General features: G+C 65.6%; 23 protein-coding genes and 1 pseudogene. 11 read left to right on the plus strand and 13 right to left on the minus strand.

Translation table 11 applies throughout. From position 1 onward, the window contains the following. Positions 1-2: 2 nt before the first annotated feature. Positions 3-368 carry a response regulator gene (locus HAP54_RS41190; protein WP_028336390.1) on the minus strand — a complete coding sequence of 122 codons (366 nt, stop codon included), beginning with the start codon at positions 366-368 and terminating at the stop codon, positions 3-5. Positions 369-598: 230 nt separating this feature from the next. Here HAP54_RS41190 and HAP54_RS41195 point away from each other — a divergent pair, with 230 nt between their 5' ends. Beyond that, a complete protein-coding gene (locus tag HAP54_RS41195; RefSeq protein ID WP_166296935.1) occupies positions 599-898 on the plus strand; it encodes a DUF3572 domain-containing protein in 300 nt (99 codons plus the stop codon). Beyond that, positions 877-2,193 carry a DNA polymerase IV gene (locus HAP54_RS41200; RefSeq protein WP_166296937.1) on the plus strand — a complete coding sequence of 439 codons (1,317 nt, stop codon included), beginning with the start codon at positions 877-879 and terminating at the stop codon, positions 2,191-2,193. The genes HAP54_RS41195 and HAP54_RS41200 overlap by 22 nt, the downstream gene beginning before the upstream one ends. Before the next feature lie 109 nt (positions 2,194-2,302). On the opposite strand, the gene HAP54_RS41205 is transcribed toward HAP54_RS41200, so the two are convergent. Both HAP54_RS41205 and HAP54_RS41210 read right to left on the minus strand, forming a co-directional pair. Then, positions 2,303-2,704 carry a RidA family protein gene (locus HAP54_RS41205; protein ID WP_165123990.1) on the minus strand — a complete coding sequence of 134 codons (402 nt, stop codon included), beginning with the start codon at positions 2,702-2,704 and terminating at the stop codon, positions 2,303-2,305. Positions 2,705-2,994: 290 nt separating this feature from the next. Further along, positions 2,995-3,861: a cell envelope integrity EipB family protein gene (locus tag HAP54_RS41210; protein ID WP_224741563.1), complete on the minus strand. Its 867-nt coding sequence runs from the start codon at positions 3,859-3,861 to the stop codon at positions 2,995-2,997. Between the two features lie 254 nt (positions 3,862-4,115). On the opposite strand from HAP54_RS41210, the gene HAP54_RS41215 reads away from it, so the two are divergent. The 4 genes from HAP54_RS41215 to HAP54_RS41230 all read left to right on the plus strand — a co-directional run bounded on the left by HAP54_RS41215 (position 4,116) and on the right by HAP54_RS41230 (position 7,247). Then, a complete protein-coding gene (locus HAP54_RS41215) occupies positions 4,116-4,583 on the plus strand; it encodes a RidA family protein (protein ID WP_166296939.1) in 468 nt (155 codons plus the stop codon). A gap of 3 nt (positions 4,584-4,586) precedes the next feature. Beyond that, a complete protein-coding gene (locus HAP54_RS41220; protein WP_166296941.1) occupies positions 4,587-5,339 on the plus strand; it encodes a glycerophosphodiester phosphodiesterase in 753 nt (250 codons plus the stop codon). Between the two features lie 178 nt (positions 5,340-5,517). Further along, a complete protein-coding gene (locus HAP54_RS41225; protein WP_166296943.1) occupies positions 5,518-6,768 on the plus strand; it encodes a GNAT family N-acetyltransferase in 1,251 nt (416 codons plus the stop codon). A 53-nt stretch (positions 6,769-6,821) separates the two neighbouring features. Then, on the plus strand, positions 6,822-7,247 hold the full coding sequence (locus HAP54_RS41230) for an HIT domain-containing protein (protein WP_166296945.1): 426 nt from the start codon (positions 6,822-6,824) through the stop codon (positions 7,245-7,247). Between the two features lie 101 nt (positions 7,248-7,348). Here HAP54_RS41230 and tsaA read toward each other — a convergent pair whose 3' ends face one another. From tsaA to HAP54_RS41260, 6 genes are all read right to left on the minus strand, one after another. Then, positions 7,349-7,840 carry a tRNA (N6-threonylcarbamoyladenosine(37)-N6)-methyltransferase TrmO gene (gene tsaA / locus HAP54_RS41235; RefSeq protein ID WP_050425557.1) on the minus strand — a complete coding sequence of 164 codons (492 nt, stop codon included), beginning with the start codon at positions 7,838-7,840 and terminating at the stop codon, positions 7,349-7,351. Positions 7,841-7,843: 3 nt separating this feature from the next. Next, positions 7,844-8,824 carry a Bug family tripartite tricarboxylate transporter substrate binding protein gene (locus tag HAP54_RS41240; RefSeq protein WP_224741562.1) on the minus strand — a complete coding sequence of 327 codons (981 nt, stop codon included), beginning with the start codon at positions 8,822-8,824 and terminating at the stop codon, positions 7,844-7,846. 60 nt (positions 8,825-8,884) lie between these two features. Beyond that, positions 8,885-9,229, minus strand: coding sequence for an AzlD domain-containing protein (locus HAP54_RS41245; RefSeq protein WP_166296947.1), 345 nt, complete (start codon positions 9,227-9,229; stop codon positions 8,885-8,887). Further along, positions 9,226-9,978: an AzlC family ABC transporter permease gene (locus HAP54_RS41250; RefSeq protein ID WP_166296949.1), complete on the minus strand. Its 753-nt coding sequence runs from the start codon at positions 9,976-9,978 to the stop codon at positions 9,226-9,228. The genes HAP54_RS41245 and HAP54_RS41250 overlap by 4 nt, the downstream gene beginning before the upstream one ends. A gap of 424 nt (positions 9,979-10,402) precedes the next feature. Then, complete coding sequence (locus HAP54_RS41255; RefSeq protein WP_166294930.1) at positions 10,403-11,437, minus strand: IS110 family transposase; 1,035 nt, start codon at positions 11,435-11,437, stop codon at positions 10,403-10,405. Positions 11,438-11,598: 161 nt separating this feature from the next. Further along, a complete protein-coding gene (locus HAP54_RS41260) occupies positions 11,599-12,684 on the minus strand; it encodes a lytic transglycosylase domain-containing protein (RefSeq protein ID WP_248114369.1) in 1,086 nt (361 codons plus the stop codon). A 91-nt stretch (positions 12,685-12,775) separates the two neighbouring features. Here HAP54_RS41260 and HAP54_RS41265 point away from each other — a divergent pair, with 91 nt between their 5' ends. Next, complete coding sequence (locus tag HAP54_RS41265; RefSeq protein ID WP_166296951.1) at positions 12,776-13,705, plus strand: glycine/sarcosine/betaine reductase selenoprotein B family protein; 930 nt, start codon at positions 12,776-12,778, stop codon at positions 13,703-13,705. A gap of 157 nt (positions 13,706-13,862) precedes the next feature. Here HAP54_RS41265 and HAP54_RS52660 read toward each other — a convergent pair. Further along, positions 13,863-14,859, minus strand: a pseudogene (locus HAP54_RS52660) (bile acid:sodium symporter family protein). 120 nt (positions 14,860-14,979) lie between these two features. Here HAP54_RS52660 and HAP54_RS41275 point away from each other — a divergent pair. Further along, positions 14,980-15,831: a LysR family transcriptional regulator gene (locus HAP54_RS41275; RefSeq protein ID WP_166296953.1), complete on the plus strand. Its 852-nt coding sequence runs from the start codon at positions 14,980-14,982 to the stop codon at positions 15,829-15,831. A 228-nt stretch (positions 15,832-16,059) separates the two neighbouring features. Here the strand turns inward: HAP54_RS41275 and HAP54_RS41280 are convergent, their stop codons facing one another. Together HAP54_RS41280 and HAP54_RS41285 are read right to left on the minus strand one after the other, a co-directional pair. Then, on the minus strand, positions 16,060-17,115 hold the full coding sequence (locus tag HAP54_RS41280) for a phenylacetaldoxime dehydratase family protein (protein WP_166296955.1): 1,056 nt from the start codon (positions 17,113-17,115) through the stop codon (positions 16,060-16,062). A gap of 32 nt (positions 17,116-17,147) precedes the next feature. Further along, entirely contained in the window at positions 17,148-18,158 is a 1,011-nt protein-coding gene (locus HAP54_RS41285; RefSeq protein ID WP_166306941.1) for a carbon-nitrogen hydrolase family protein, read from the minus strand. Positions 18,159-18,366: 208 nt separating this feature from the next. Here HAP54_RS41285 and HAP54_RS41290 point away from each other — a divergent pair, with 208 nt between their 5' ends. From HAP54_RS41290 to HAP54_RS41300, 3 genes are all read left to right on the plus strand, one after another. Next, complete coding sequence (locus HAP54_RS41290; RefSeq protein WP_166296957.1) at positions 18,367-19,323, plus strand: helix-turn-helix domain-containing protein; 957 nt, start codon at positions 18,367-18,369, stop codon at positions 19,321-19,323. A gap of 151 nt (positions 19,324-19,474) precedes the next feature. Then, on the plus strand, positions 19,475-19,828 hold the full coding sequence (locus HAP54_RS41295; protein WP_166296959.1) for a PilZ domain-containing protein: 354 nt from the start codon (positions 19,475-19,477) through the stop codon (positions 19,826-19,828). A gap of 131 nt (positions 19,829-19,959) precedes the next feature. Continuing rightward, entirely contained in the window at positions 19,960-21,381 is a 1,422-nt protein-coding gene (locus tag HAP54_RS41300) for an MFS transporter (RefSeq protein ID WP_166296961.1), read from the plus strand. A gap of 100 nt (positions 21,382-21,481) precedes the next feature. Here the strand turns inward: HAP54_RS41300 and clpA are convergent, their stop codons facing one another. Continuing rightward, positions 21,482-23,890: an ATP-dependent Clp protease ATP-binding subunit ClpA gene (clpA, locus tag HAP54_RS41305; RefSeq protein WP_166296963.1), complete on the minus strand. Its 2,409-nt coding sequence runs from the start codon at positions 23,888-23,890 to the stop codon at positions 21,482-21,484. Positions 23,891-24,025 lie beyond the last annotated feature (135 nt).

The following is a 24,025-nucleotide window of genomic DNA, read 5'->3' on the forward strand; positions in this document are numbered from 1 at the left end:
CCCTATCCGATAAAGCGTCGGACAGTCTCAATAAATTTGCCGACCGAGATCGGCTTGGACAAATAGGCTTCGCAGCCGCCCTCGCGGATGCGTTCTTCGTCGCCCTTCATTGCGAAGGCGGTGACCGCGACCACCGGAATCGCGCGCAGATCGGGATCGTCCTTGATCCAGCGCGTGACCTCGAGGCCGGAAACCTGCGGCAGCTGAATATCCATCAGGATCAGGTCGGGGCGCAGCTTGCGGACGAGATCGAGCGCTTCGAAGCCATTGCTGGTGCCCGAAGTCTGATAGCCGTGCGCTTCCAACAGATCGCGAAAGAGCTTCATGTTGAGCTCGTTGTCCTCCACGATCAGGACGGTTTTGGCCATCCCGTCCCTCCCAAACCCAGGAGACAGGCCCCGCTGCGGCACCTCACGCACCGCGCTTGGGGCGCGTCGAAAAAGTGAATTCAAACTAGCGCCAGAATCGGTCTAACCCGTTAATCCCGTAGTCCAAACGTCCGCAGTGTGGTTTCCGTTGCTTGAACACGTGCGGAAGACTCAGGCATGATGGGCCTCTCAATAGACACCATAAGTTAACGGAAAGGCAAACCGGCGCGTTGAAAAAGCCTGTTCACAACCCCCGGGAAGTTGCTGAAATCGTTGCGATTCAGGCGCTCGGTTTTATTGCCGGCGATCCTGAGCGGCTGGGCCTGTTTCTGGCCGAGACTGGAATCGGTCCAGAGACGCTGCGGAACGCCGCATCCGACCCTCAATTTCTCGCGAGCGTGCTCGATTTCGTGATGCGCGACGACGCCACCGTGACGGCGTTCGCGAAGGCCTCCGAGCTGGACCCGACCAACATCGCTGCCGCCCGTCAGGTGCTGGGCGACCCGCAATGGGAGCGCGACGTGCCGTGACGACGGCCGCGGCAGCTCACGACGGCCCCCTCAGTTTCTGCCGGGACTGCCTCGGCGATCTCGATATCAAGGTGAAGCGCTGCAGCCATTGCGGATCGCCGCGGCTGGTGCGGCATCGCACCCTTCCCGCGCTGACGCTTGCGCATATCGACTGCGACGCGTTCTATGCCACCGTCGAGAAGCGCGACAATCCCGACATCGCCGACCGCCCCGTCATCATCGGCGGCGGCAAGCGCGGCGTCGTGTCTGCCGCCTGCTACATCGCCCGCACCTACGGTGTCCGCTCGGCGATGCCGATGTTCAAGGCGCTGGAACTGTGCCCCGATGCGACCGTGATCCCACCCGACATGGCGAAATATGTCCGGGTCGGGCGCGAGGTGCGCCACGCGATGCAGGCGCTGACGCCGCTGGTCGAGCCGCTGTCGATCGACGAGGCCTTCCTCGATCTCGCCGGCACGCAGCGCGTCCACGGCATGATCCCGGCCAAGGTGCTCGCGAAATTCGCCCGCGATGTCGAGCGCGACATCGGCATCACCGTCTCGGTCGGGCTGTCCTGCAACAAGTTCCTCGCCAAGATCGCCTCCGACCTCGACAAGCCCAGGGGCTTCGCCACGCTTGACCAGGACGAGGCGCGCGAGATGCTCGCAAGCAAACCGGTCGGCTTCATCTACGGCGTAGGCCCTGCCACGCAGGAGAAGCTGGTGCAGCGCGGCTTCCGCGTCATCGCCGACCTGCAGCGCGCCGACGAGAACGAGCTGATGAAGCAGTTTGCCAGCGAAGGCCGCAGGCTGTGGCGGCTGGCGCGCGGCATCGACGACCGCAGCGTGGTGCCCGACCGCGGCGCCAAGACCATTTCGAGCGAGACCACCTTCGAGACCGACATCCGCGACTTCGCAACGCTCGAACGGCTGCTCTGGAAACTGTCCGAAAAGGTCTCGGCGCGGCTGAAGACCTCTGAGCTTTCCGGCTGCACCATCACGCTGAAGCTGAAGACCGCGGACTTCCGTCAACGCACCCGCTCGCAATCGATCCAGACCCCGACCCAGCTTGCCGCGAAGATCTTCGCGGTCTCGCGCGAGATGCTGGCGAAGGAGATCGACGGCACCGCCTTCCGCCTGATGGGCACCGGCGTCAGCGCGTTGCGCCCAGGCTCGCAGGCCAACGATTCCGACATGCTCGACCGCCGATCGGCGCACGCCGAACGCGCCATCGACAATCTGCGCAAGAAGTTCGGCAATGCCGCCGTGATCAGGGGCATTGCTTATGAGGGGCCGGCAAAGCCGGCGGAGGAGTAGGAGATTGTCATTCCGGGATGGTCCGAAGGACCAGACCCGGAATCTCGAGATTCCGGGTTCGATGCTTCGCATCGCCCCGGAATGACGTCGTCCGGCAGAGACACGGCCCTCAATCCGCGACCGCGACAGCCTCGATCTCGATCAGCCATTCCGGAGCCGCGAGCGCGCTGACGCCGACCAGCGTACTGGCCGGCGGCTCCATGCCTTCGAAGAACGCCGAGCGCGCCTTGCCGATGATCGGGCGGAGCTCCGGCTTGTAGCCGACCACGTAGGTCGTGATCTTGACGATGTTGCCGTAGCTGGCTCCGGCGGCCTTCAGCGCCATGCCGAGATTTTGCATCACCTGCGTCGTCTGCGCGGCGAGATCGCCGGCGCCAACCACCCGTCCCTCCTCGTCGACCGACACCTGTCCCGAAATGTAGATCGTGCGCGCACCCGAGGCGACGACGACGTGGGAGTAAGCCGGATTGTGATGAAGGCCGCTGGGCCGAAGATGGTCGCGCTTGCTCATGATGTGCCTCCCTGACACGCGTGTTTTGGGAAGCGTACTCGCGTCGGACGGTTCCGGCCAGAGCGGTCTCGCGGGGACCGCAGGCTTGCTCCGTTGTCGTCCCGGCGAAAGCCGGGACCCATAACCACCGAAGGTGATTGTTGCGCGACGTTGGGGCCACAGCCCCCTTCAACAACGCAACCCTGTGGTTATGGGTCCGGGGTCGCGCGGAGCCTGTCATCGGGCGGCGCTTCGCGCCGACCCGTTGGCTTGCCCGGGACGACGGCTGTTTGTATCGCGTGCTTAGCCCCTCACTTGCAGGGCTTGGAATCCCTGACGTCGAACTTGTCCAGCGCGCCCGAGATCACGAAATCGTTGTAGTCCAGCACCAGCGCGCGGGAGACGCCGTTCTCGTAGAACTCGAACGACATCGCGTAGACCGGGGTCTGCTCGCCGTCCTTGGCCCGTGCGTCGCTGTCATAATAGCTCACCGTCACCGGCCAGCGCGTCATCGTTTTCATCGCATCGCTCGCCGTCGACGGATCGGGCGACGACGGCGCGCGGTCGCCTGCGATCGGCCGGCCGATCACGGTCAGCGTGTTGTAGACCTTCTCGCCATTGTCGGAGCCGTCATAGACAGTCTGCTCGAGCACCGATTTGCCGTCGCGGGCGGCGACGATGATGTGCTGGATCTGCTCGGTCGGGAACACGACCTTGCCGTCGATATTGAACGTCTTCTTCACCGGCTGGGTCAGCTTCACGGTGATATGATCGCCTACGCGCTCGGCGATACCGTCCACCGGCGCCGGTTCGCTGTCGTTCATTCGGGTGTCGATCTTGAAGCGGTAGCTTTTGCCCGCCGCATCCTCCCAGGACGAGGAGCGCAGATCTGAGAGCGTCACCTTGCCCTCGCCGCTGTCGAGCTCCGAGACCTGGCGGAATTCGGAGGTGTAGCCTTCGCAGGAGCTGCCGGAGAAATTGTAGAGGATGCGCCCGCGCGCATCGTTGACCGAATTGGAGCCGCGCGACTTCACCAGGCTCAGATCGTACAGCGCCTGATGCGCGAGAAACGGCCCGCTGGCCGCAGCGGCGGCCGGCCCCTGAACCAGACCGGACCCTGCGGCAACGGCAATCGACAGCACCAGGGCACGCGACGGCTTCCGAAACGGCAGAATCATGATTTCTCCTCAGGGAGGCAGGGATTCGCCACAATAGTGACGGTGGTATTGCGCCGCAACTGGGGCAAATTTTACAAAATGGCAATGTGCGCAGTGAAAATGCCGTCAATTTCGACCGCTTCCGTGCGATTCCACTCGCAACAGCAACGTCATTGCTGCCGTACCCTAGCTTGCAACGGGCGGCATGATGCGCGAAACAAACCGGGCCCTGACCGCGTTTCAGGCTTCGTTCAAATCCAATCTGGGGATCAAAAATGGCGGGTACCGTCGAACAGAAACTGGCGTCACAGGGCATCACACTTCCCGAGCCGACCTCCCCGGTCGCGAATTATGTCCCCTTCGTCCGCAGCGGAAACCTGCTGTTCGTGTCCGGCCAGGTCTGCTTCAACGCCGAAGGCAAGCTGATCGCCAAGGGCAAGCTCGGCGCCGGCGTCACGATCGAGCAAGGCACCGAGGCGGCGCGCGGCTCTGCGATCAATTTGCTGGCGCAGATCAAGGCCGCGCTCGGCGACCTCGACAAGGTCGTGCGCGTGGTGCGGCTGGGCGGCTTCATCAACTCCGCGCCGGACTTCTTCGACGGACCGAAGGTGCTGAACGGCGCCTCCGACCTGATGGTTGCGGCGTTCGGCGACAAGGGCCGTCACGCCCGCACCACCGTCGGCGTCGCCTCGCTGCCGGCGGATGCCGCGGTCGAAGTCGAAGGCGTGTTCGAAGTCTCCTGAGCGATGCGCGCCCCTGATTGGCTGACAAAGCGGCCGGTCGCCCATCGCGGCCTGCACGATGCCGCACGCGGCATCATCGAGAACATGCCGGCCGCGGCCACCGCCGCGGTCGCGGGCAATTTTGCCATCGAGTGCGATATCCAGCTCACCGCCGACGGCGAGGCGATGGTGCATCATGACGATGCGCTCGGCCGCCTCACCGAGGGCTCGGGCCTGCTGTCGAGCAAGACCGCAGCCGAGCTGAAGGCGGTGAAGTTCAAGAATACCTCCGAGCAGATGATGACGCTCAGCGATCTCTGCGCGCTGGTCGCCGGCCGCGTTCCGCTGGTGGTCGAGGTGAAGAGCCATTTCGACGGCGACCGCAAGCTGGTAGCTCGGATGGCCGAGGTGCTGTCGTCCTACTCCGGCCCCGTGGTCGGCATGTCGTTCGATCCCGACCAGGTGCTGGCGCTGCGCGAGATCATGCCGGGCCTGCCGCGCGGCATCACCGCCCAGCGCACCTATGACGACAGTTCCTGGACCAAGCTGACGCAGGCGCAGCGCGACAGCATGGTCTATCTGCGCCACGGCTTTAAAACCGAGCCGCATTTCGTCGCCTTCTGGGTCAACCAGCTACCGGCGCCGGCGCCCTGGATCGCCCGCAAGGTGTTCGGCTGCCCGCTGCTGGCCTGGACCGTGCGGACGCCGGAACAGCGCGAGCGCGCGGCGCGCTACGCCGACCAGATCATTTTCGAGGGGTTTACACCGGGAACCTGACATGTCCCCTTGCAGCCTTGAAGTCGTCGCTGCGATGCACGATCTTGGCAAGGGCTGGTAAGGCGTTGGTCAAGCGTTGGTCGTCATCGGCGATGGCGGAATGCGGAGCATGATCCGGAAGTGGAGCCAGCTGTTCCGGAAAGATCATGCTCGAACGAGGCACCGGTCTTCATTCTCGATGGCGTCTTCTGAAATCACCCTAGAGGCTGTAGCTGACATCGGCGGCATTCCGGCCGCCGAATGGGACGCCTGCGCCAATCCCAAGGCGGACGCGGACAGCATCCATCACCTCGACACGCTGGCCTCGCCCGGCTCCGCAGGCAATTGCCAGGCGACCGCAAGTTCGAGCTATAACCCGTTCGTTTCCCACGCTTTTTTCGCGGCCGCCGAAGCCTCCAATTCGGCCTGCCCGCGGACCGGCTGGGGCCCCCGGCATCTGGTGGCAAAGCTCGATGGCCGGATCGTCGGCATCGTGCCATGCTATCTGAAATCGCACTCGCAGGGCGAATACGTGTTCGACCGCGGCTGGGCCGAGGCCTATCACCGCGCCGGCGGCAGCTATTACCCGAAGCTGCAGGTCTCCGTTCCCTTCACGCCCGCGACCGGACCACGGCTGTTGATCCGCGACGGCGCTGACCGCGAGGCGATCGGCTCGGCGCTGGCACGGGGCCTGCGGGCGCTCTGCAACGCCACCGAGGCCTCGTCGGTGCATGTGACGTTTGCCCGTGAGGATGAGGCAAAATTCCTCGGCGCGCATGGCTTCCTGCAGCGGACCGACCAGCAGTTCCACTGGCACAATGAGGGCTACAAGACCTTCGACGATTTCCTCGGCTCGCTGAACTCGCGCCACCGCAAGGGGATCAAGCGCGAACGCCGCGAGGCTGTAACCGCCGGGATCACCATCCACTGGCTGACCGGTTCCGACATCACCGAGGACGCCTGGGACGCGTTCTTCGAATTCTACATGGAGACCGGCTCGCGCAAATGGGGCCGGCCGTATCTCACCCGACAGTTTTTCTCGCTGATCGGCGAGAGCATGAGCCGGGACGTGCTGCTTGTGATGGCCAAGCGCAGCGGCCGCTGGATCGCGGGCGCCATCAACTTCATCGGCTCGGATACGCTGTTCGGCCGCAACTGGGGTGCGGTCGAGCACCACCCGTTCCTGCATTTCGAGGTCTGCTATTACCAGGCGATCGATTTCGCGATTCAGCGCGGGCTCAAGGTGGTCGAGGCCGGCGCGCAGGGCGAGCACAAGCTGGCGCGCGGCTACCTGCCGCAGACGACTTATTCGGCACACTTCATCGCCGACCCCGGCCTGCGCAAAGCGATTGCCGATTACCTCAAGCGCGAGCGCGACTATGTCGCCGAAGTCGGACGCGAACTGGCCGAGGCCGGTCCGTTCCGGAAGACCGTCGACGACGACGCTTGACGTTTCAGCCGCGACCGAGACATTAGACTTGCAGACTTTGAGGAGCCGCCGCCATGCCCGCCGCCTATGACAACAACAATCCGTTCGCGAAGATCCTGCGCGGCGAATTCCCCTGTTACAAGGTCTATGAAAACGAGCACGTGCTTGCCTTCCTCGACATCATGCCGCGCTCGCCCGGGCACACGCTTGTCATCCCAAAGGCCCCTGCCCGCAACATCCTCGACATCAAGGCTGACGACTACGCCCATGTCGCGCGCGCCGCCCACAAGATCGCCGCCGCCGCGATGAAAGCGTTCGAGGCCGACGGCATCACGGTGCAGCAGTTCAACGAGCCCGCCGGCGGCCAGGTGGTTTTCCATCTCCACATGCATGTGATGCCGCGCAAGGACGGCGTCGCGCTGCTGCCGCCTGCCAGTCACAAGGAAGACGGCAAGGTGCTGGAGACGAATGCGGCGAAGTTGATCGCGGCGTTGAAGTGACGCCCTCGGCGTCATCCCGGGGCGGCGCGTAGCGACGAACCCGGGATCTCGAGATTCCGGTTCGATGCTTCGCATCGCCCCGGAATGACAACGGAGAAATCCTACTCCGTCTCGAAATCCCCAGCCTGCGGCGGGGCGAGTGGGGTGAATTCGCAGCGGTCGGGCTTGACGTCGATCAGCGGCGTCTCGTCGAGGCAGTCGAGGCCGCGCACCAGGATGACGTTGCCCTCCACGCCGACCAGCTTGACGATCGAGGTGCCGATCGGGTTCGGCCGTACCGGCGAGCGCAGCGAGAACGTGCCGCGGGTGTTGCCGTTGTTCTTCGGGCTTTGCAGCACGATGTCGCGGCGCGACTGGTGCAGCCAGTACAGCACTTCGAGGTTCGAATAGAAATCGACGCCCTTGATCGCGGCGACCCAGGGCTCGAAGATCTCGAGCCGGCACACCGGGCCGTCATGCCGCCCCTGCCGCGGCGTCGCCAGCCGCGAGGTCCAGGGCGTGCGGATACGGCCGATGAAGACCAGGCCGGCATCGCGCGCCGCCGGCATGTCGACGGCGACCTCGCCCTGGCGCAATTCCATTTCACGTACCATGTGTCAGTCCAGCGATATGTTCAGTGCCTTGACCACGCCCGCCCATCGCGCGCGATCTGCACCTACGTATTTGTCGATCTCGGCCAGGCTCTTCGGGCGCAGCGGCGGAAAACCGATCTTGACCAGCGAAGCGCGAAACGCCTCGTCGATCAAGGCCCGGTCGAGGCTGGCCTTGATCTTGTCGGCGATCTCGTCAGGCACTTTCGACGGCGCTGCGATACCATACCAGACGCTGACCGCATAATCGGGATAGCCGCTCTCGGCAATCGTCGGCAGATCGGTCAAGTCGGAGATCCGCTCGGTCGAGCTGACGCCGAGCGCGCGCAGCATGCCGGATTTGACCGGCGGCAGCGCGGTGCCGAGCGTGTCGAACATCAGCTGAATATTGCCGGACAGCAGATCGGTCAGCGCCGGCCCGGCGCCCTTGTAGGGCACATGGGTCATCTCGATGCCGGCCATCTGCTTGAACATCTCGCCGGCAAGATGAACGGTGCCGCCGGTGCCGGCCGATCCGAAATTGAGTTTTCCGGGATTCTTTTTCGCGTAGGCGACAAACTCGGCGATCGTCGTTGCCGGCACCGAGGGATGAACCTCCATGATCATCGGCGCATCCGTGATCACCGAGAGCAGGCGGAAGTCTTTCGCGGGATCGTAGGGCAGCTTCTTGTAGAGCAGCGGATTGAGCACGAAGATCGAGGCGGCCGTCACGAACAGCGTGTAGCCGTCGGGATCGGAGCGCGCGACGGCCTCGGCGCCGATCGCGCCCTGCGCGCCGGCCTTGTTCTCGACCACGACCACCTGCTTGAGATCGCGCCCGAGATATTCGCCGACCATGCGGCCGAGCACGTCGGTCGGTCCGCCCGCGGCATAGGGCACCACGAGCTTGATCGGACGCGCCGGATAATCGGCGGCACGGACCGGCAGCGCCGCCGCCAGCAGCGCGGCCAGAGTAACGATGAATGCCGATGATGCGCGCCGCTGCATGCCGTTTCCCCCATTGTTGTTCTTGGGGAACGAGACTAGCGGATAATGCGCTCGCCGCAATCAGCCGAGCCAGTATTTGCCTGCCAGCATCACGATTTCGCCCGCGATCACGCCGGCGAAGATCGATTTCCGTGTGAGCATGAACACCACGAAGCCTGCGGCGACGGCGCCGTAGCGCAGCCAGTCCGGCACGCTGGCGAGCGCGCCCGGCGGCTGCACCACAATCTGCGCGATGATCCCGGCGAGGATCGCGGTGGCCACTGCCCTCACCCAGACCAGCAGCTCGGAATTCTCGTCGATGCCGCCGCCGAACCACAGGCCGAGCATGCGCCAGATCTGGTTGGGGATGACGCCGGCAACGAACAGGATCGCCAGCGCGTGCCAGTCGCCGATGAAGCTGCTCATGCGCGAGCCCTCACGCTGCCTGCCCTCGCCCGGTGCACACCATACGCAATAGTTCCCGCGATGACGCCGCTGACCAGGATGTCGACGCCGCTGTTCAGCATCGCCGCCAGAGGGAACAACAACAGCCCGAGCACCAGCGCGATGACATCGGCGAGCTCGCGGCAGTTGCGCGCAGTCGAGAACAGGAACGCCAGCGGCGTCAGCATCAGCATGCCGGCAGCCAGCAGCGGCGTGAGGTTGGCCGCGAGCGTGTAGCCGATCGTGTTGGCGATCAGGCAGACGGTGACCAGCCCGCAGCCGAGCCCGTGGATGAAGGCGATCCGCCTGATACGCGGCACCTGCGGCAGGAAGCGGAAGCATTCGACCCACAGTGTCACCGCCGTCAGATGCGCCACCAGGATCAGATGCCGCCGCTTGGTGTCCTCGGTGCGCATCATCGGCAACACGGACACCACCATCGGGAACAGCCTGATCGCGCTGACGGTGACCGCGATCGCCGACTGCAGCACGGTGGCGCCGGAGCCGAGCGTCGTGATCACGATGATCTGCGCGGGCCCAGCCCAGACGAACGCCGTGCTCGCCAGGGTCCAGCCCAGCGAGAAGCCGGAATCATGCGCCAGCGCGCCGATGCCGAGATAGGTCGCAAACAGCACCAGCGTCAGCACCGTCGCGCCGATCGACCGCGCGCCCCACAGGAAAGCGCGGAACGAGGTCTGCCATTGCGGAGAATCGAGCGGAGGAAGCGCCACGGGATACCGGATGGTTCTGCAATGGCGGCGGCTTAGGGCGCGATGCTCAACGGGTCAAGCAAGTGACGGCACAGCGCTGCTATGCAGTAGCCAGGATGGAGCGAAGCGCAATCCGGGACTCTTCTCGCGTTGGCGCACCGGCCCCGGATTTCGCTTCGCTGCATCCGGGCTTCTGTAACGGGCCTTTGTAAGTCAATCCCTTTTTGCGTGATCCACTCGCCGGGCACTTGCTTCTGTACGGGATCGGCGCGAAGGCCGTCGCCTGATGGGGTGCATTGAGGAGCCGGCCGGCCAATCTACGGAAGCGTGGTTGTGAGCCACTTCCCGGATGGCGGCCTGACCGAATCCATCGTCCCGGCGCAGGGACCTCGCTCAGGGAGAGCCTGGTGTCGTGGCCCGCCCAGAACCGATTGCTGCTCCTTGCTTAGGTTGCCGAGGCCTTGGCCATCGGGTTGAACGGTTTGGCGTCGGCGAGCATGCGATGCAGAACGACGGCGAGCTTGCGTGCGAGCGCCACCTTGGCCTTGCGCAGGCCTGCGCGCCGGGCGATCCGCATCGCCCAGCCTTTCAGCGCCGAGCAGTTCCTGACCGGCTTGGTCAGCATGACGTGAGCCGCTTGATAGAGCGCCTCGCGCACGGAGGCATCGCCGATCTTGCTGATGCGGCCGGTATAGTCGGTTTCGCCCGATTGGTACTTCTTCGGGGTGAGGCCAAAATGCGCTCCCGTCGCCTTCGAGGACCGGAAGCGCTTCGGGTCGTCGACCGCCGAGGCGTAGGTAAGCGCCACGATCGGGCCGACGGACGGTGTCGTCATCAGGAGGCGGGCTTGAGGGTGCGACCTGGCGAGCTTTTGGGTGTGCTTATCCAGGCCATTGAACTCGCGCCGCAGCACGGCGTGGGCTTCGAGCAGCGCCTGTGCCACGATCTCAAGTCCGGGATGGCCCGCTACGAGCTCCCGGATGCGTTCGGCGAACGTGCGCTCGGTGGTCGTGCCGACCTTCAGACCGAAGCCGCGGAGCACGCCGCGCAGGCTGTTCTCGATGTCGCGCAGCTTGGACTGCAGCAGCTTGCGTGCCGTCAGAACCGCCCGCGTCTCTTGCGCTTCGATCGACTTGCAGTGCACCGGCCGGAACCAGCCCAGCCGCATCAGTTGCGCGATCCCGCGGGCATCGTTGCGGTCCGACTTCACCGGCATCGCCTTGAAGGCATCGCGGACGTGCCGCGTCTCCAACAGTTCGACTGCCAGGCCCGCATCCCGCATCGCTGCGTAGAGCCATTGCGACAGCGGACCAGCCTCCAGCCCGATCCGTTCCAGCACCAACCCCAGCGACCGCAACCAGGTGATCAAGGCCTCCGGCTCACTCGCAACCCTCGCCTCGCGCAAAATCTTACCTGTCCCATCGACAAGGCAGACGCTCGAGCATTCCAAAGACACGTCGATTCCTGCATAGTGGTACATGGTCGTCCCTTAATGATGCTTGGAGCGGGCTTGCCCGACTCCGTTTATTGACACCATCAGTTTGAGGGACGACCGCCTTCCAACCAACAGGCCGCTCGCGAGCGCGCTTCCAAATCGCGCCGTAGCGAGCGGGCGGCCGGCCCGTTACCCCATCTACGGGATCACGCCCGGTTCTTCAAAACAAAGCACGCGCCGCCCGCCTTGCGGATGCGGCTGCAGAGGCCGTCGGCCTCGGGGCGCGTGTCGGCGCCGATCCGCACCTGGTAGAAGGTGGCGCTGCCGCGGGTGCGCAGCCGCGAGCTCAAGAGGCTCGGATCCTGATCGCCGATCACGCTCGACAGCCGCTTGATGGCGCGAGCATACATCGCGAGTGCCTTGTCGCGGCTGAAGCCGGCGGCGAGCTGCACGCCCCACAGCTTGGCTGCCGACAGCGTGACGTGCTGCTCGAGCCCGGTCACGAACGGATTGGGCGCGCGCTTCAACAGCGCCATCAGCTGGCGGCAGCTCGTGGTCGGCGCACGCGCCGGCATCTTGCCGCTGCGGCCGGCGGCAGCCCAGTCGTCGACGCTGGAGCCGGTGATCGCGGAGACGTAATTGCGCGTCTCCTGCGGCATGTAGCCGGAGCCGGCGAGCCAGTCCTGCACGCGACGCGGGCCGGCATTGTAGGCGGCCGCCGCGAGGCCGAGATTGCCGAACTGGTTGCGCAGCTCGCTGAGGAATTCGGCCGACTTCGGCAGCGCCTGCACCGGATCGAGCGGATCGAGCAGCCCGCGCTCGTTGGCGGTGCCCGGCATGAACTGCGCGATGCCCTGCGCGCGCTGGCCGTTGCGGGTCATGGGCCCGACCGCATCGGCCTGGAAGCGGCTCTCCTGCCAGATCACGCGGGCGAAGAATTCGAGCGGCAAATCATTCGCGCGTGCCGCCGACTCGATCATCAGGCACATCGCCTCGCGGGTGTCGCTCTCGCGCGCGTCATCTGCGGGCTTGTCGCTCGCCGCCGCAGGCGTGTCCCCGGGAGGCGCCGCAGGTTTGTCGGCCTGCGTCCCCGGAGGCGTCGCAGGCTGCTCCGCTGGCGCAGCCGCGGGAGTCTCGGCAGGTGTGGCCGGCTTGTCCGCCGGCGGCGATGCGGGCTGTTCGGGGCCTGGCGGCGTCGCCGGGGCTGCGGCAGGCGCGTCCTCCGCGCCGGCGCCGACCGGCGGCAGCAGCGTCAGAAGCATGACCAATGCGGCGCAAAGACCCGTTCGCATCGCAAATCTGTTCCCGCGCAACGCGGCTTGACACCGCAGGCTCGTGGTCTAGCTATGGACTGAAATGATGGCGCGCAAAAGGGAGCGCAAAATGGCCGCAGCCTCCGACGATCAAGCAGGCTTTGCCCCCGACGACGACGCCCCGATCGGCTACATGAAGCGAACCCGCGATTATTATGCGGCGATCGGCTACACCCCCCCCTACCGCTGGGCGCATTACACCTCCGCCCCGTTCCAGCCCCTGAACAAACCGCTGAGCCAGTCCCGCGTCGCCATCATCACGACAGCGGCACCGTTCGATCCCATCAGGGGCGACCAAGGTCCCGGCGCGAAATACAATGGCGGGGCCAAATTCTATTCGGTCTATGACGGCGACACGTCGCAGCCACAGGATTTGAGGATTTCGCACATCGCCTATGACCGCACGCACACCACGGCGACCGACAGCGGCACCTGGTTCCCGCTGGCGCAGCTCAAGCACCTCGCTGCGGCCGGCAAGATCGGCGAAGTCGCCCCGCGCTTCTTCGGCGCCCCGACCAACCGCAGCCATCGCGTCACCATCGAGACCGACGCGCCCGAAATCCTCAAGCGCTGCCGTGACGACAAGGTCGACGCCGCGGTGCTGGTGCCGAACTGCCCGGTCTGCCACCAGACCGTCAGTCTGGTCGCGCGGCACCTCGAGGCGAATGGCATTCCCACCGTTGTGATGGGCTGCGCCAAGGATATCGTCGAGCACGCCGCGGTGCCGCGCTTCCTGTTCTCGGATTTCCCGCTCGGCAACTCCGCCGGCAAGCCGCATGACGAGGCCTCGCAGGCGTTCACGCTGGAGCTCGCGCTGCGCGTGCTGGAGCAGGCCCCCGGTCCGCAGACCACAGTGCAATCGCCGCTGCGCTGGAGCGAGGACGCGTCCTGGAAGCGCGACTACAGCAACGCCGACGCGCTGAGCGCCGAGGAGCTGGCGCGGCTGCGCCGCGAGTTCGACGCGCAGAAGGAGATCGCCAAAGGCCTGCGCGTCGCGTAGCGTAAGGCCGAGCGTGGAAGACTTTTCCAAACCGACAGTGTCATCGCCCGGCTCGACCGGGCGATCCAGTATTCCAGAGGCACCAGTCGGTGATGGAGAAGCCGCGGCGTACTGGGTCCCCCGGTCAAGCCGGGGGACGACAGGCGAGAGGCCTCTCTTACTGCGCCTTCACCAGCACCGGCACCGCATCATGTGAGGCCGTGTCGTCGTTGCCCGCATAACGCCGCGCGAGCGCTGCGCAGGTCATCAGTTGGATCTGGTGAAACAGCATCAGCGGCAGCACGATCAGCCCGACTGGCCGGCCAACAGCACGCTCGCCATCGGCAGTCCGCTCGCGAGGCTCTTCTTCGAGCCGCAGAACATGATGGCGATGCGGTCGGCGCGGGAGAAGCCGAGCAGCTGGCAGCCGAAATGGGTGATCAGCAGCACGGTTGCGAGCAGCAGCGCATCGAGGCCGAGCACGATGGCCATCTGGGTCGCATTGACCTGGTGCCAGATGCCGTGGCTGACGCCGTCGCTGAACGCGGTGTAGACGATCAAGAGGATCGAGCCGCGGTCGACCAGGCCGAGCATCGCATGGTGCCGCGCGACCCAGCGGCCGATCAGCGGCCGCGACAATTGCCCCGCCACGAACGGCAGCAGCAGCTGCACGACGATGTCGAGCGCGGCATTGCCGGAGAACCCGCCATGGCTCGAGAGCAGCACGCCCGCCAAGAGCGGCGTCGCGACGATGCCGAGCAGATTGGAGGCGGTCGCCGAGCACAGCGCGGCCGACACGTTGCCATGTGCGATCGAGGTGAAGGCGACCGATGACTGCACGGTCGACGGCAGGATGCAGATCAGGATCACGCCGGCCCAGAGCGCCGGCGTCAGCGCAGATGCGGCGCCAGCGCATGCGCCGCGAGCCCGAGCAGCGGGAACAGCGCGAAGGTCGAAAGAAAGATCACGAGGTGCAGGCGCCAGTGCCGGGCGCCGACCAGCGCCTCTGAGGTCGACAGGCGGGCGCCGTGCAGGAAGAATAGCAGCGCGATCGCAGCATCCGTAGCATAGCCGCCGATCACGGTGCCCTGCCCGTGCAGCGGCAATAGCGTGGCGAGGCCGACCATGCCGACGATGGCGGCGATGTAGGGGGCGACGGGCACGAATGAACGCAGGCGCGCGGTGGTCATGGTGGCTTCCTTTCCTCGACTGGAAAGTGCGTCTTTGCGGGTCGATTGTGAACCGCGCTTACCGGTGTTATTGTCATTACGTTACGTAATGACGGACCGGCCGCCATGTTCGACCCGACCCAGCTCGAAACCTTCCTCACCGTGGTGCAGACGCAGAACTTCACCGAGGCCGGCCGCCGCCTCGGCCTGAAGCAGTCGACAGTGAGCCAGCACATCCGCAAGCTCGAGGCCGCCGCTGGCCGGCGCCTGTTCGTGCGCGATACCCATTCGGTCGTGCTGACTGCCGACGGCGAGGCGATGACCGGCTTCGCGCGCCCGATCCTCGAGGCCAATGCGCGCGCCCGCGACTACTTCGCGGGGTCGCAGGTACGCGGCAAGGTCCGGTTCGGCGCCGCGGAGGATTTTGCCAGCTCGCGCCTGCCCGATTTGCTGCGCGACTTCGTCCGCCGCCATCCGCAGGTCGATCTCGAGCTGACGGTGGGCTTGAGCGCCGTGCTGTACCAGCAGCTCGACGCCGGCGAGCTCGACCTCGTGCTCGGCAAGCGGCGGCCCGGCGACGCAGCGGGGCAGCTGGTGTGGCAGGACCGGCTGGTATGGACCGCCGCGCCGGGCATGCGGCTCGATCCCGACCAGCCTTTGCCGCTGATCCTCTACGCGCCGCCGAGCGTCAGCCGCAGCGTGGTGCTGGAGGCAATGGAGCGATTCGGAAGGCCCTGGCGCATCGTCTGCTCCAGCGGCAGCTTGAGCGGCCTGCGCGCCGCGGCGCTCGCCGGTCTCGGCATCACCCCGCAGGCGCAAGGTCTGATCCCGGACGGCCTCGAAGCCATGCCGGCGGCGGGCCTGCCGCCGCTCGGCAGCGTTGAATTCGTGGTCCGCACCGCCCGCCGGACCCGGCGCGGCCCGGCCACAGAACTGGCGCAGGCGATCATCGAGCGCGGCGGCCGGCTGCGGCCGTAGGTCGACACCGCGTCAGTGCTTGACCGCCGGCGTTTCGGGGACTGCTAATGGTCTCGTCATGGCCGGGCATAGCCGTCCGAAGGACGGCGTCGCTTCTGCTCGCCTATGTCCCGGCCATCCACGTCTTTGCCGTGCGGAAGCAAAGACGTGGATGCCCGGCACAAGGCCGGGCATGACGGAGCTAGTTGGAAGGCCCGGGGGCTAACGGCTGCATTTTGAGACAGCGTCTCAGGTCGGCTGCGCCGTCGCGACCTGCACCGCGCCCAGCATGCCGGTCCGTTCGTGGCAACCGAGATATTCGAAGAACTGCTCGTCGGCGGCGGCGACGGTGACCTCGTGATACAGCCTGAGCTTTGCGTTCGGTCCCAAGGTCGACAGATACTTCATCGCCGCGCCAAAAATCCTGACATGGGTCGGATGCGATTTCGCCCAGCGCTCCAGCGCCGCCAGACTCTTCCACCAGCTCTGGCCGTAGGATTTTTCGGTAGGCCTTCCCTCGGCGTCGACGACGCGCATATAGCGGTTGGCGTAGCAGCCGATCGGCACGCCCTCGTCGCGCAGGAAATCCATGCCCTCGCGCAGCACCGGCTCGACATCGTCGAGATACATCTTGCGCTCCGACGCCTCGGTGTCGCTCCAGTCCTGCCCGGAGCGGATCAGGCAGAGATTGTCATGCGCAACCACGCGGATCCGCGCGCCTTCGCGGATCACGCGAGGCTCCCCGCCCGGCGTCATCGCGTCGGTCTGGGACAGCGGGATGCGGTCGCGCATGCCGCCCCAATAGGCGTGCTCCTGCACCTCGCCGCTCATGCCATCGGCAAGAACGGCGACGCCCTCCGGGCGGCCGAGCGACGAGAACAGCGTCTCGTAGCGCGCAACATGCGGCCGCAGCACCTCGATGAAGCGGCCGACGCCGCCACCCGCCGCGGCGCTGCCGGTCCAGGCCTCGCGCGCGCCGTCGAACCAGGCATCGAAACGCCCGGCATCGTCCCAATAGGCCACCGAGACGACATTGGTGAAGCCGGCATGGTCGACATATTGCGCGCGATCCCAATGGGTCGAGCCGTTCTCCCCGGCAAAGCGCTTTGCGATTTGCGCCAGCGCCTCGGCCGCTGCTGCGGTCGGCTCGCCGCGAACCTGCACGCCGAAATAGGCCATGATGACGCTTTTGACCGCGGGCTTGTGGCGCGCGACGAACGACGGATAGGGCGGCGCGTAGTCGTCGGGCACGCGACGATGACGCGACCGTTCTGCTTGCAGATGAGTGGGAATCGCGGATTCCATGGCAGTCGCCTCCGGTTGGATTTCCCGATGCTTCAGCTCGCGGCCGCGTCGATCTCCTCGAGACTGTCGAGCGGCAGCGCGAAATGCTCGACCCGCTTCGAGGGCTTCTTGTTCAGCAAGAGACGCGTGACGTCGGGCCGCGAATAATGCCCGGCCGGATCGGCGGCGTTCTTGGCGATCCCGATCGCGCCGAGATCGATATCGGCGAGCAGCAGGCCTTCCTGATCGGGCGGCAGTTTCTCGGCGATCGAGCTGCCGTCCGGCCCGTAGATCGCCGCGTGTCCACCGCCGACATGCAGCAGCCCGTGCTTGTCCTCGCGGTCGCACATCTCGTCGATCATCGCCTGCGAGACCGTGGCGCAGGGCGCCAGCACGAAGCACGAGCCTTCGACCGCATAGACGCGCGAGGCCGCGTTGTTGACCTCCCAGCCGAGCGCCGGCGCGAACGGATCGTACAGCGAGAAGCTCGGCCAGGCCGCGACGTGGACCTGCTCGTTCTGGGCATACATCGCGTATTTCGACAGCGGCTGCAGGTGCTCCCAGCAGCACAGCGCGCCGAGCCGGCCGATGCCGGGGCGGTCATGCACCGCAAGGTCGCTGCCGTCGCCCTCGCCATAGACAGTGCGCTCGGCATGGGTCGGCCGCAGCTTGCGCCGCTTGGCGATGGTCTCGCCGTCGGGTCCGATCAGCCATTGTGCGAGATAGAGGCTGCCGCCGTCGCGCTCGGACAGGCCGAGCACTGCTGTCATGCCGGCCTTCTTCACCGCGAGCCGCAGCTTCTCGGCCTGCGGGCTGTCGTAGCTCAGCGAATTGTCGAAATAGCGCTGCACAAACCCGCGCCCGATCGCCCAGGCCGGCGAGTCCAGCCAGATATACCAGGGATAGCCGGGGATGAAGGCCTCCGGAAACGCGATCAGCTTCGCCCCTTTCGCGGCGGCCTCCTCGATCAGCGCGATGCTCTTCGCAACGGAGGCGTCAAGGTCGAGCCAGGCCGGTGCTGCCTGCACCACCGCAACGCGATATTTCGGATGTTCGATACCCATGATGTCCTCCTCGCGGCCGGCCATTCCGGCCGGTTCGTACTTGATCGGCCCTATCAGCCTCTGACATCATGCTGCCCCGGGACCGGGAATGCCGTTCGACCAGGACGGAAGGAAAATTCGACTGCGGAGGCGATTCCCCCAGCCGCCCCCGGTACGAAGCTTGCTTTGTTGGAGTGGCCAGCGTTTGCACTCGTGAAGGGAGGAAATCATGCCGGCCCTGTTCACCACGGACAACGCGCCCACGCATCGGCGCCTCGCGCTCTGGCGGGACATCGTCTGCGACGTGTTCGTGCAGCTCGACTGCAAGTCCGAGCTCGGCAGCGCCTTCCACGGCGCGATCACCAGCGCGCAACTCGGCGCGGCGAAATGCTCGGTCGTCTCGTCGGGCCAGCAGCGGGTGCTGCGCACCCCGTCGCGGATCGCGCGCGCCAGCGAGGACTTTGTCCTCGTCGCGCTCGGCCAGCGCGGCTGTGGCGCCGTGCTGCAGGACGGCCGCGAGACCGTGATCCAGCCTGGCGAGTTCGCGTTCTACGACACGACGCGGCCCTATGAATTGCGCTTCGACGACGACTTCACGCAAACCATCTTCCAGGTGCCGCGCGCGATGCTGCACCGGCGCTTTGCCGGCACCCAGGGCCTCACCGCGACCACGTTCTCATCGGATCGTCCGGTGCAGCGGCTGGCCTGGCAGTTTATCTCGGGCCTGTCCGACGTCGCCGACAAGCTCGATCCGGACAGCGCGATCCGCCTCGCCGATCAGGCCGCCGACCTGCTCGCGATGGCGATAAGCGAACGTCTCGGCGGCGTGGCGCTACAGGCCTCGACCCACCGCTCCGCCCTGCTGTACCGACTGAAGGCGCATGTGCTCGCGCACCTGCAAAACCCCGATCTCGGCCACACCGAGACCGCCGCCGCACTCGGCATCTCGCCGCGCTATGTCAACAGCCTGCTGGCCGATGAGGACACCTCGTTCCAGCGCTTCGTGCTGGCGCAGCGGCTGGAGCGCTGCAAGCGCGACCTCGCTTCCCCGGCGCACGCGCATCGCCATATCGGCGAGATAGCGTTCGCCTGGGGCTTTAACGATCTCTCGCATTTCGGCCGCGTGTTCCGCGACCATTACGGCCTGTCGCCGCGCGATTGGCGGCACAGCCGGCTGCCGAATTAGCGTCAGATGGCGGTTTGCGGCGCAAAATAGCCGAGAATCCGCACCCTCACGGATGCTAACAATTTACGCTAACTGCAACCGGTTCCCGCCGCGCCCTTCTTTTCGCAGGTCCGGACCGGTACAGTCCTGCCGTTCATTTGGAGTATTTCGCATGCAGGACCGGCGCCAGAGCCCACGCGACAAGGTATTTTACGGTGCGGTTGCGGAGATCAATGAGCGCGGCTCGACGATGGATTGCGTCGTCCGCAACATCAGCGAAAGTGGAGCCTGCGTCGAATTCGGCGACGCCGCACGCCTGCCCGAGGAGATGAACTTAAGCATCGCGCGCAAGGGCCGCTCGTTCCTGGCGCGCCTGATCTGGCGCCAGGCCAACAAGGTCGGCCTCGCGTTCCGGATCATGACCTCGGACACGCCGGTCAGCGATCTCGACGAGCGGGTCCGCCGCAGCGAGATCAAGAAGCGGCAGCTGCAGCGTCGCATCAAGGAGTTGCTCGGTCAGGACTAAGGCGTCCTCGCGCGGCTCGCCGGCCTCGTTTCGATCGCGGCCGGCGTCTGCCATTTCGGGGGTTGCAAAGGTCAGGCTAATCCAGCATCCGGTAAGCGCGCCGATGCTGGAACCGAAAGCAACTTCACGACATGTCGTCCGCGATCATTGAGCATCCCGACGGGCTGCCGCAGCCGCAGCGCAATTGGGCCATTCTCACGATCGCACTCGGCCTCGTGATGGCCGTCGTCGACGGCTCGATCGCCAACGTGGCGCTGCCGACCATCGCCCGGGATCTCGACGCCAGCCCCGCATTCTCGATCTGGATCGTCAACGGCTACCAATTGGCGATCACGATCTCACTGCTGCCGCTGGCCTCGCTCGGCGAGATCATCGGCTATCGCCGGGTCTATCTGGCGGGACTGTTGCTGTTCGCGCTGGCCTCGCTGTTCTGCGCACTGTCGCACACGCTGCCGCTGCTGACCGTCGCCCGCATCCTGCAGGGATTTGGCGCCGCCGGAATCCTCAGCGTCAACACCGCGCTGGTTCGCTTCATCTATCCGCATTCGCTGCTCGGCCGCGGCATCGGCGTCAACGCGCTGGTCGTCGCGATCTCGGCCGCGGTCGGCCCGACCATCGCCTCGTTCATCCTGGCGATCGGGACTTGGCCCTATCTGTTCGCCATCAACGTCCCGCTCGGCATCATCACGCTGGCACTGGGCTGGCGCTTTCTGCCGCACACCATGCCCGCCGTGCACGCCTTCGACTGGCAAAGCGCTGCGATGAGCGCCATCGCATTCGGGTTTGGCATCAGCGCGCTCGATAGCGCCGGCCATGGCGAGGCGCTGTATCTCTGCGCATTGGAGTTCGCCGTCGCCGTGGTTGCCTCGCATTTGCTGTACCGGCGGCAACAGCATCTGCCCTCGCCGCTGCTGCCGGTCGACCTGTTGCGGATTCCGATCTTCGCGCTGTCGATCGGCACCTCGATCGCCTCGTTCTGCGGCCAGATGCTGGCCTTTGTCGCGATGCCGTTCTATCTCGAGAACCATTTCGGATATTCCGCGGTGCAGATCGGGCTGTTGATCACGCCGTGGCCGATCGCGGTCGCCTTCGCCGCCCCGCTCGCCGGCTGGCTGGTCGAGCGCTATCCGGCCGGCCTGCTCGGCGGCATCGGCCTGCTGTTGTTCGCATTGGGATTGGGCACGCTGGCATTCATGCCGGCCAACGCGACGCCGATCGACGTGATCTGGCGGATGGCGCTTGCCGGTGTCGGCTTCGGCCTGTTCCAGACCCCGAACAACCGCACCATGATCGCCGCCGCCCCGCGCGAGCGCTCGGGCGGCGCCAGCGGCATGCTCGGCACCGCGCGCCTGCTCGGACAGACCATCGGTGCTGCCCTGGTGGCGTTGCTGCTGGCGCGGTTTCCGACCGACGGCACAAGGATCTCGCTGATGGTCGGCGTCGGCTTTGCGCTGGTCGGTGCCGTGCTCAGCACGCTGCGGCTGTCATCGGTCGGCAGCCGCGGCGCCGAACAGGTGCGGGTTCATGAGGGTCAGCGCTTGAAGGGCGAGTGATGCGGCACACGATCCGGATTGATCGCGTCATGCGCCAATCGTCGCCAAACAAAAAGGCCGGCTGTTCAGCCGGCCTTTTCATTTGATTGCTCACTGCGCCTCAGGCCTTGACCATCGGCCCCTTCGAGGCCGGCCCCTTGGTGCCGCCTCCGCCGCCGTTGTTGGGACCGCCCTTCGGCGGCTTGCGCTTGCGCGGCGGCAGGTTTTCCGGCTTCGGCGTGACCGGGCCCTCGACATATTCGAAGCCGATCTTGTCCTTGGCGGTCGCCTCGTCCTTGACCAGGACGACGCGGACATGCCCGCCGCCCTTGAGCTGGCCGAACAGAACCTCATCCGCGAGCGGCTTCTTGATGTGCTCCTGGATGATGCGCGCCATCGGACGCGCGCCCATCTGCTCGTCATAGCCGTGCTCGATCAGCCAGGCCTTGGCAGGCTCGGACAGCTCGATCGTGACGTCGCGGTCGGCGAGTTGCGCCTCGAGCTGCAGCACGAACTTCTCGACCACCATGCCGATGACGTCGGCATTGAGGTGCGCGAAGGAGACGATCGCATCCAGCCGGTTGCGGAACTCCGGCGCGAACTGGCGGTTGATCGCCTCGTGGTCGTCGCCTTCCCGCTTCGAGCGAGTGAAGCCGAAGGCCTGCCGCGCGAGGTCGGCCGCGCCCGCATTCGTGGTCATGATCAGGATCACGTTGCGGAAGTTGACCTGCTTGCCGTTGTGGTCGGTGAGCCGGCCATGGTCCATGATCTGCAGCAGCACATTGTACAGATCCGGATGCGCCTTCTCGATTTCGTCGAGCAGCACCACGCAATGCGGATGCTGGTCCACGCCGTCGGTGAGCAGGCCGCCCTGGTCGAAGCCGACATAGCCGGGAGGCGCGCCGATGAGGCGCGACACGGTATGCCGCTCCATGTATTCGGACATGTCGAAACGCAACAGCTCGACGCCAAGCGAGGCTGCCAGCTGCTTTGCGACCTCGGTCTTGCCGACGCCGGTCGGGCCCGAGAACAGATACGAGCCGATCGGCTTTTCCGGCTCGCGCAAGCCGGCCCGCGACAGCTTGATCGACGCAGCCAGCGCCTCGATCGCCTTGTCCTGACCGAACACCGTGCGCTTCAGCGTCTGCTCGAGATGCTTCAGCACCTCGGCATCGTCCTTCGACACGCTTTTCGGCGGGATCCGCGCCATGGTCGCGATCGTGGTCTCGATCTCCTTGATGCCGATCGTCTTCTTGCGCTTGCTCTCGGCGACCAGCATCTGCGCCGCACCGGACTCGTCGATCACGTCGATCGCCTTGTCGGGCAGCTTGCGGTCGTGGATGTAGCGCGAGGACAGCTGGACGGCCGCCTCGATCGCCTCATTGGTGTATTTCAGCCGATGGTAATCCTCGAAATAGGGCTTCAGGCCCTTGAGGATCGCGATCGCGTCTTCCACCGTCGGCTCGTTGACGTCGATCTTCTGGAAGCGCCGCACCAGCGCGCGGTCCTTCTCGAAGTGCTGACGGTATTCCTTGTAGGTGGTCGAGCCCATGCAGCGGATCGTGCCCGAGGCCAGCGCCGGCTTCAGCAGGTTGGACGCGTCCATCGCGCCGCCGGAGGTGGCGCCGGCGCCGATCACGGTGTGGATCTCGTCGATGAACAGGATGGCGTTCGGGTGCGCCTCCAGCTCCTTCAGGACCTGCTTGAGCCGCTCCTCGAAATCGCCGCGGTAGCGGGTGCCGGCCAGCAGCGTGCCCATGTCGAGCGAGAACACGGTCGCGGCCGCCAGCACTTCCGGCACATCGCTGTCGACGATGCGCTTGGCGAGGCCTTCGGCGATCGCGGTCTTGCCGACGCCGGCTTCGCCGACGAACAGCGGGTTGTTCTTCTGGCGGCGGCACAGCACCTGGATCGCACGGTTGATCTCGGCATTGCGGCCGATCACCGGATCGATCTTGCCGTCACGCGCCTTCTTGTTGAGGTTGACGCAATAGGTATCGAGCGCCTCGCCCTTCTTCTTGGCGTCCTCGTTGCCCTTGGTCTCGGTTTCCTCGTCGACGCCGCGCACCGGCCGCGCCTCGGAGACGCCGGGCCGCTTGGCGATGCCGTGGCTGATATAGTTGACGGCGTCGTAGCGCGTCATGTCCTGCTCCTGCAGGAAGTACGCAGCGTGGCTCTCGCGCTCGGCGAAGATCGCGATCAGGACATTGGCGCCGGTCACTTCCTCGCGACCGGACGACTGGACGTGAATCACCGCGCGCTGGATCACGCGCTGGAACCCGGCCGTCGGCTTCGCGTCGTCGGCGCCGTCGGTCACCAGGTTCTCGAATTCGGTCTCGAGATAATTGACGAGGCTGGTCCTGAGCTTGTCGAGATCGACGCTGCAGGCCCGCATCACCGCCGCCGCATCCGAGTCGTCGATCAGCGACAGCAGCAGATGTTCGAGCGTCGCGTATTGATGGTGACGCTCGTTCGCGATCGCCAATGCACGATGCAAGGATTGTTCAAGGCTTTGAGAAAAAGTAGGCATTCGCGTCCTCTATGGCCCCCGGCCATCATGATCGCCATTACCGGGTCAGGCAATAACAACCTTCGTGATCGCCATTGATATAGTTACGACGGATCGTGGCGAAAGACCGGCCCCGACACGATGGTTTTCCTCTAA

The sequence above is a fragment of the Bradyrhizobium sp. 2S1 genome (genome assembly GCF_011516625.5).
Taxonomy (GTDB): domain Bacteria; phylum Pseudomonadota; class Alphaproteobacteria; order Rhizobiales; family Xanthobacteraceae; genus Bradyrhizobium; species Bradyrhizobium septentrionale.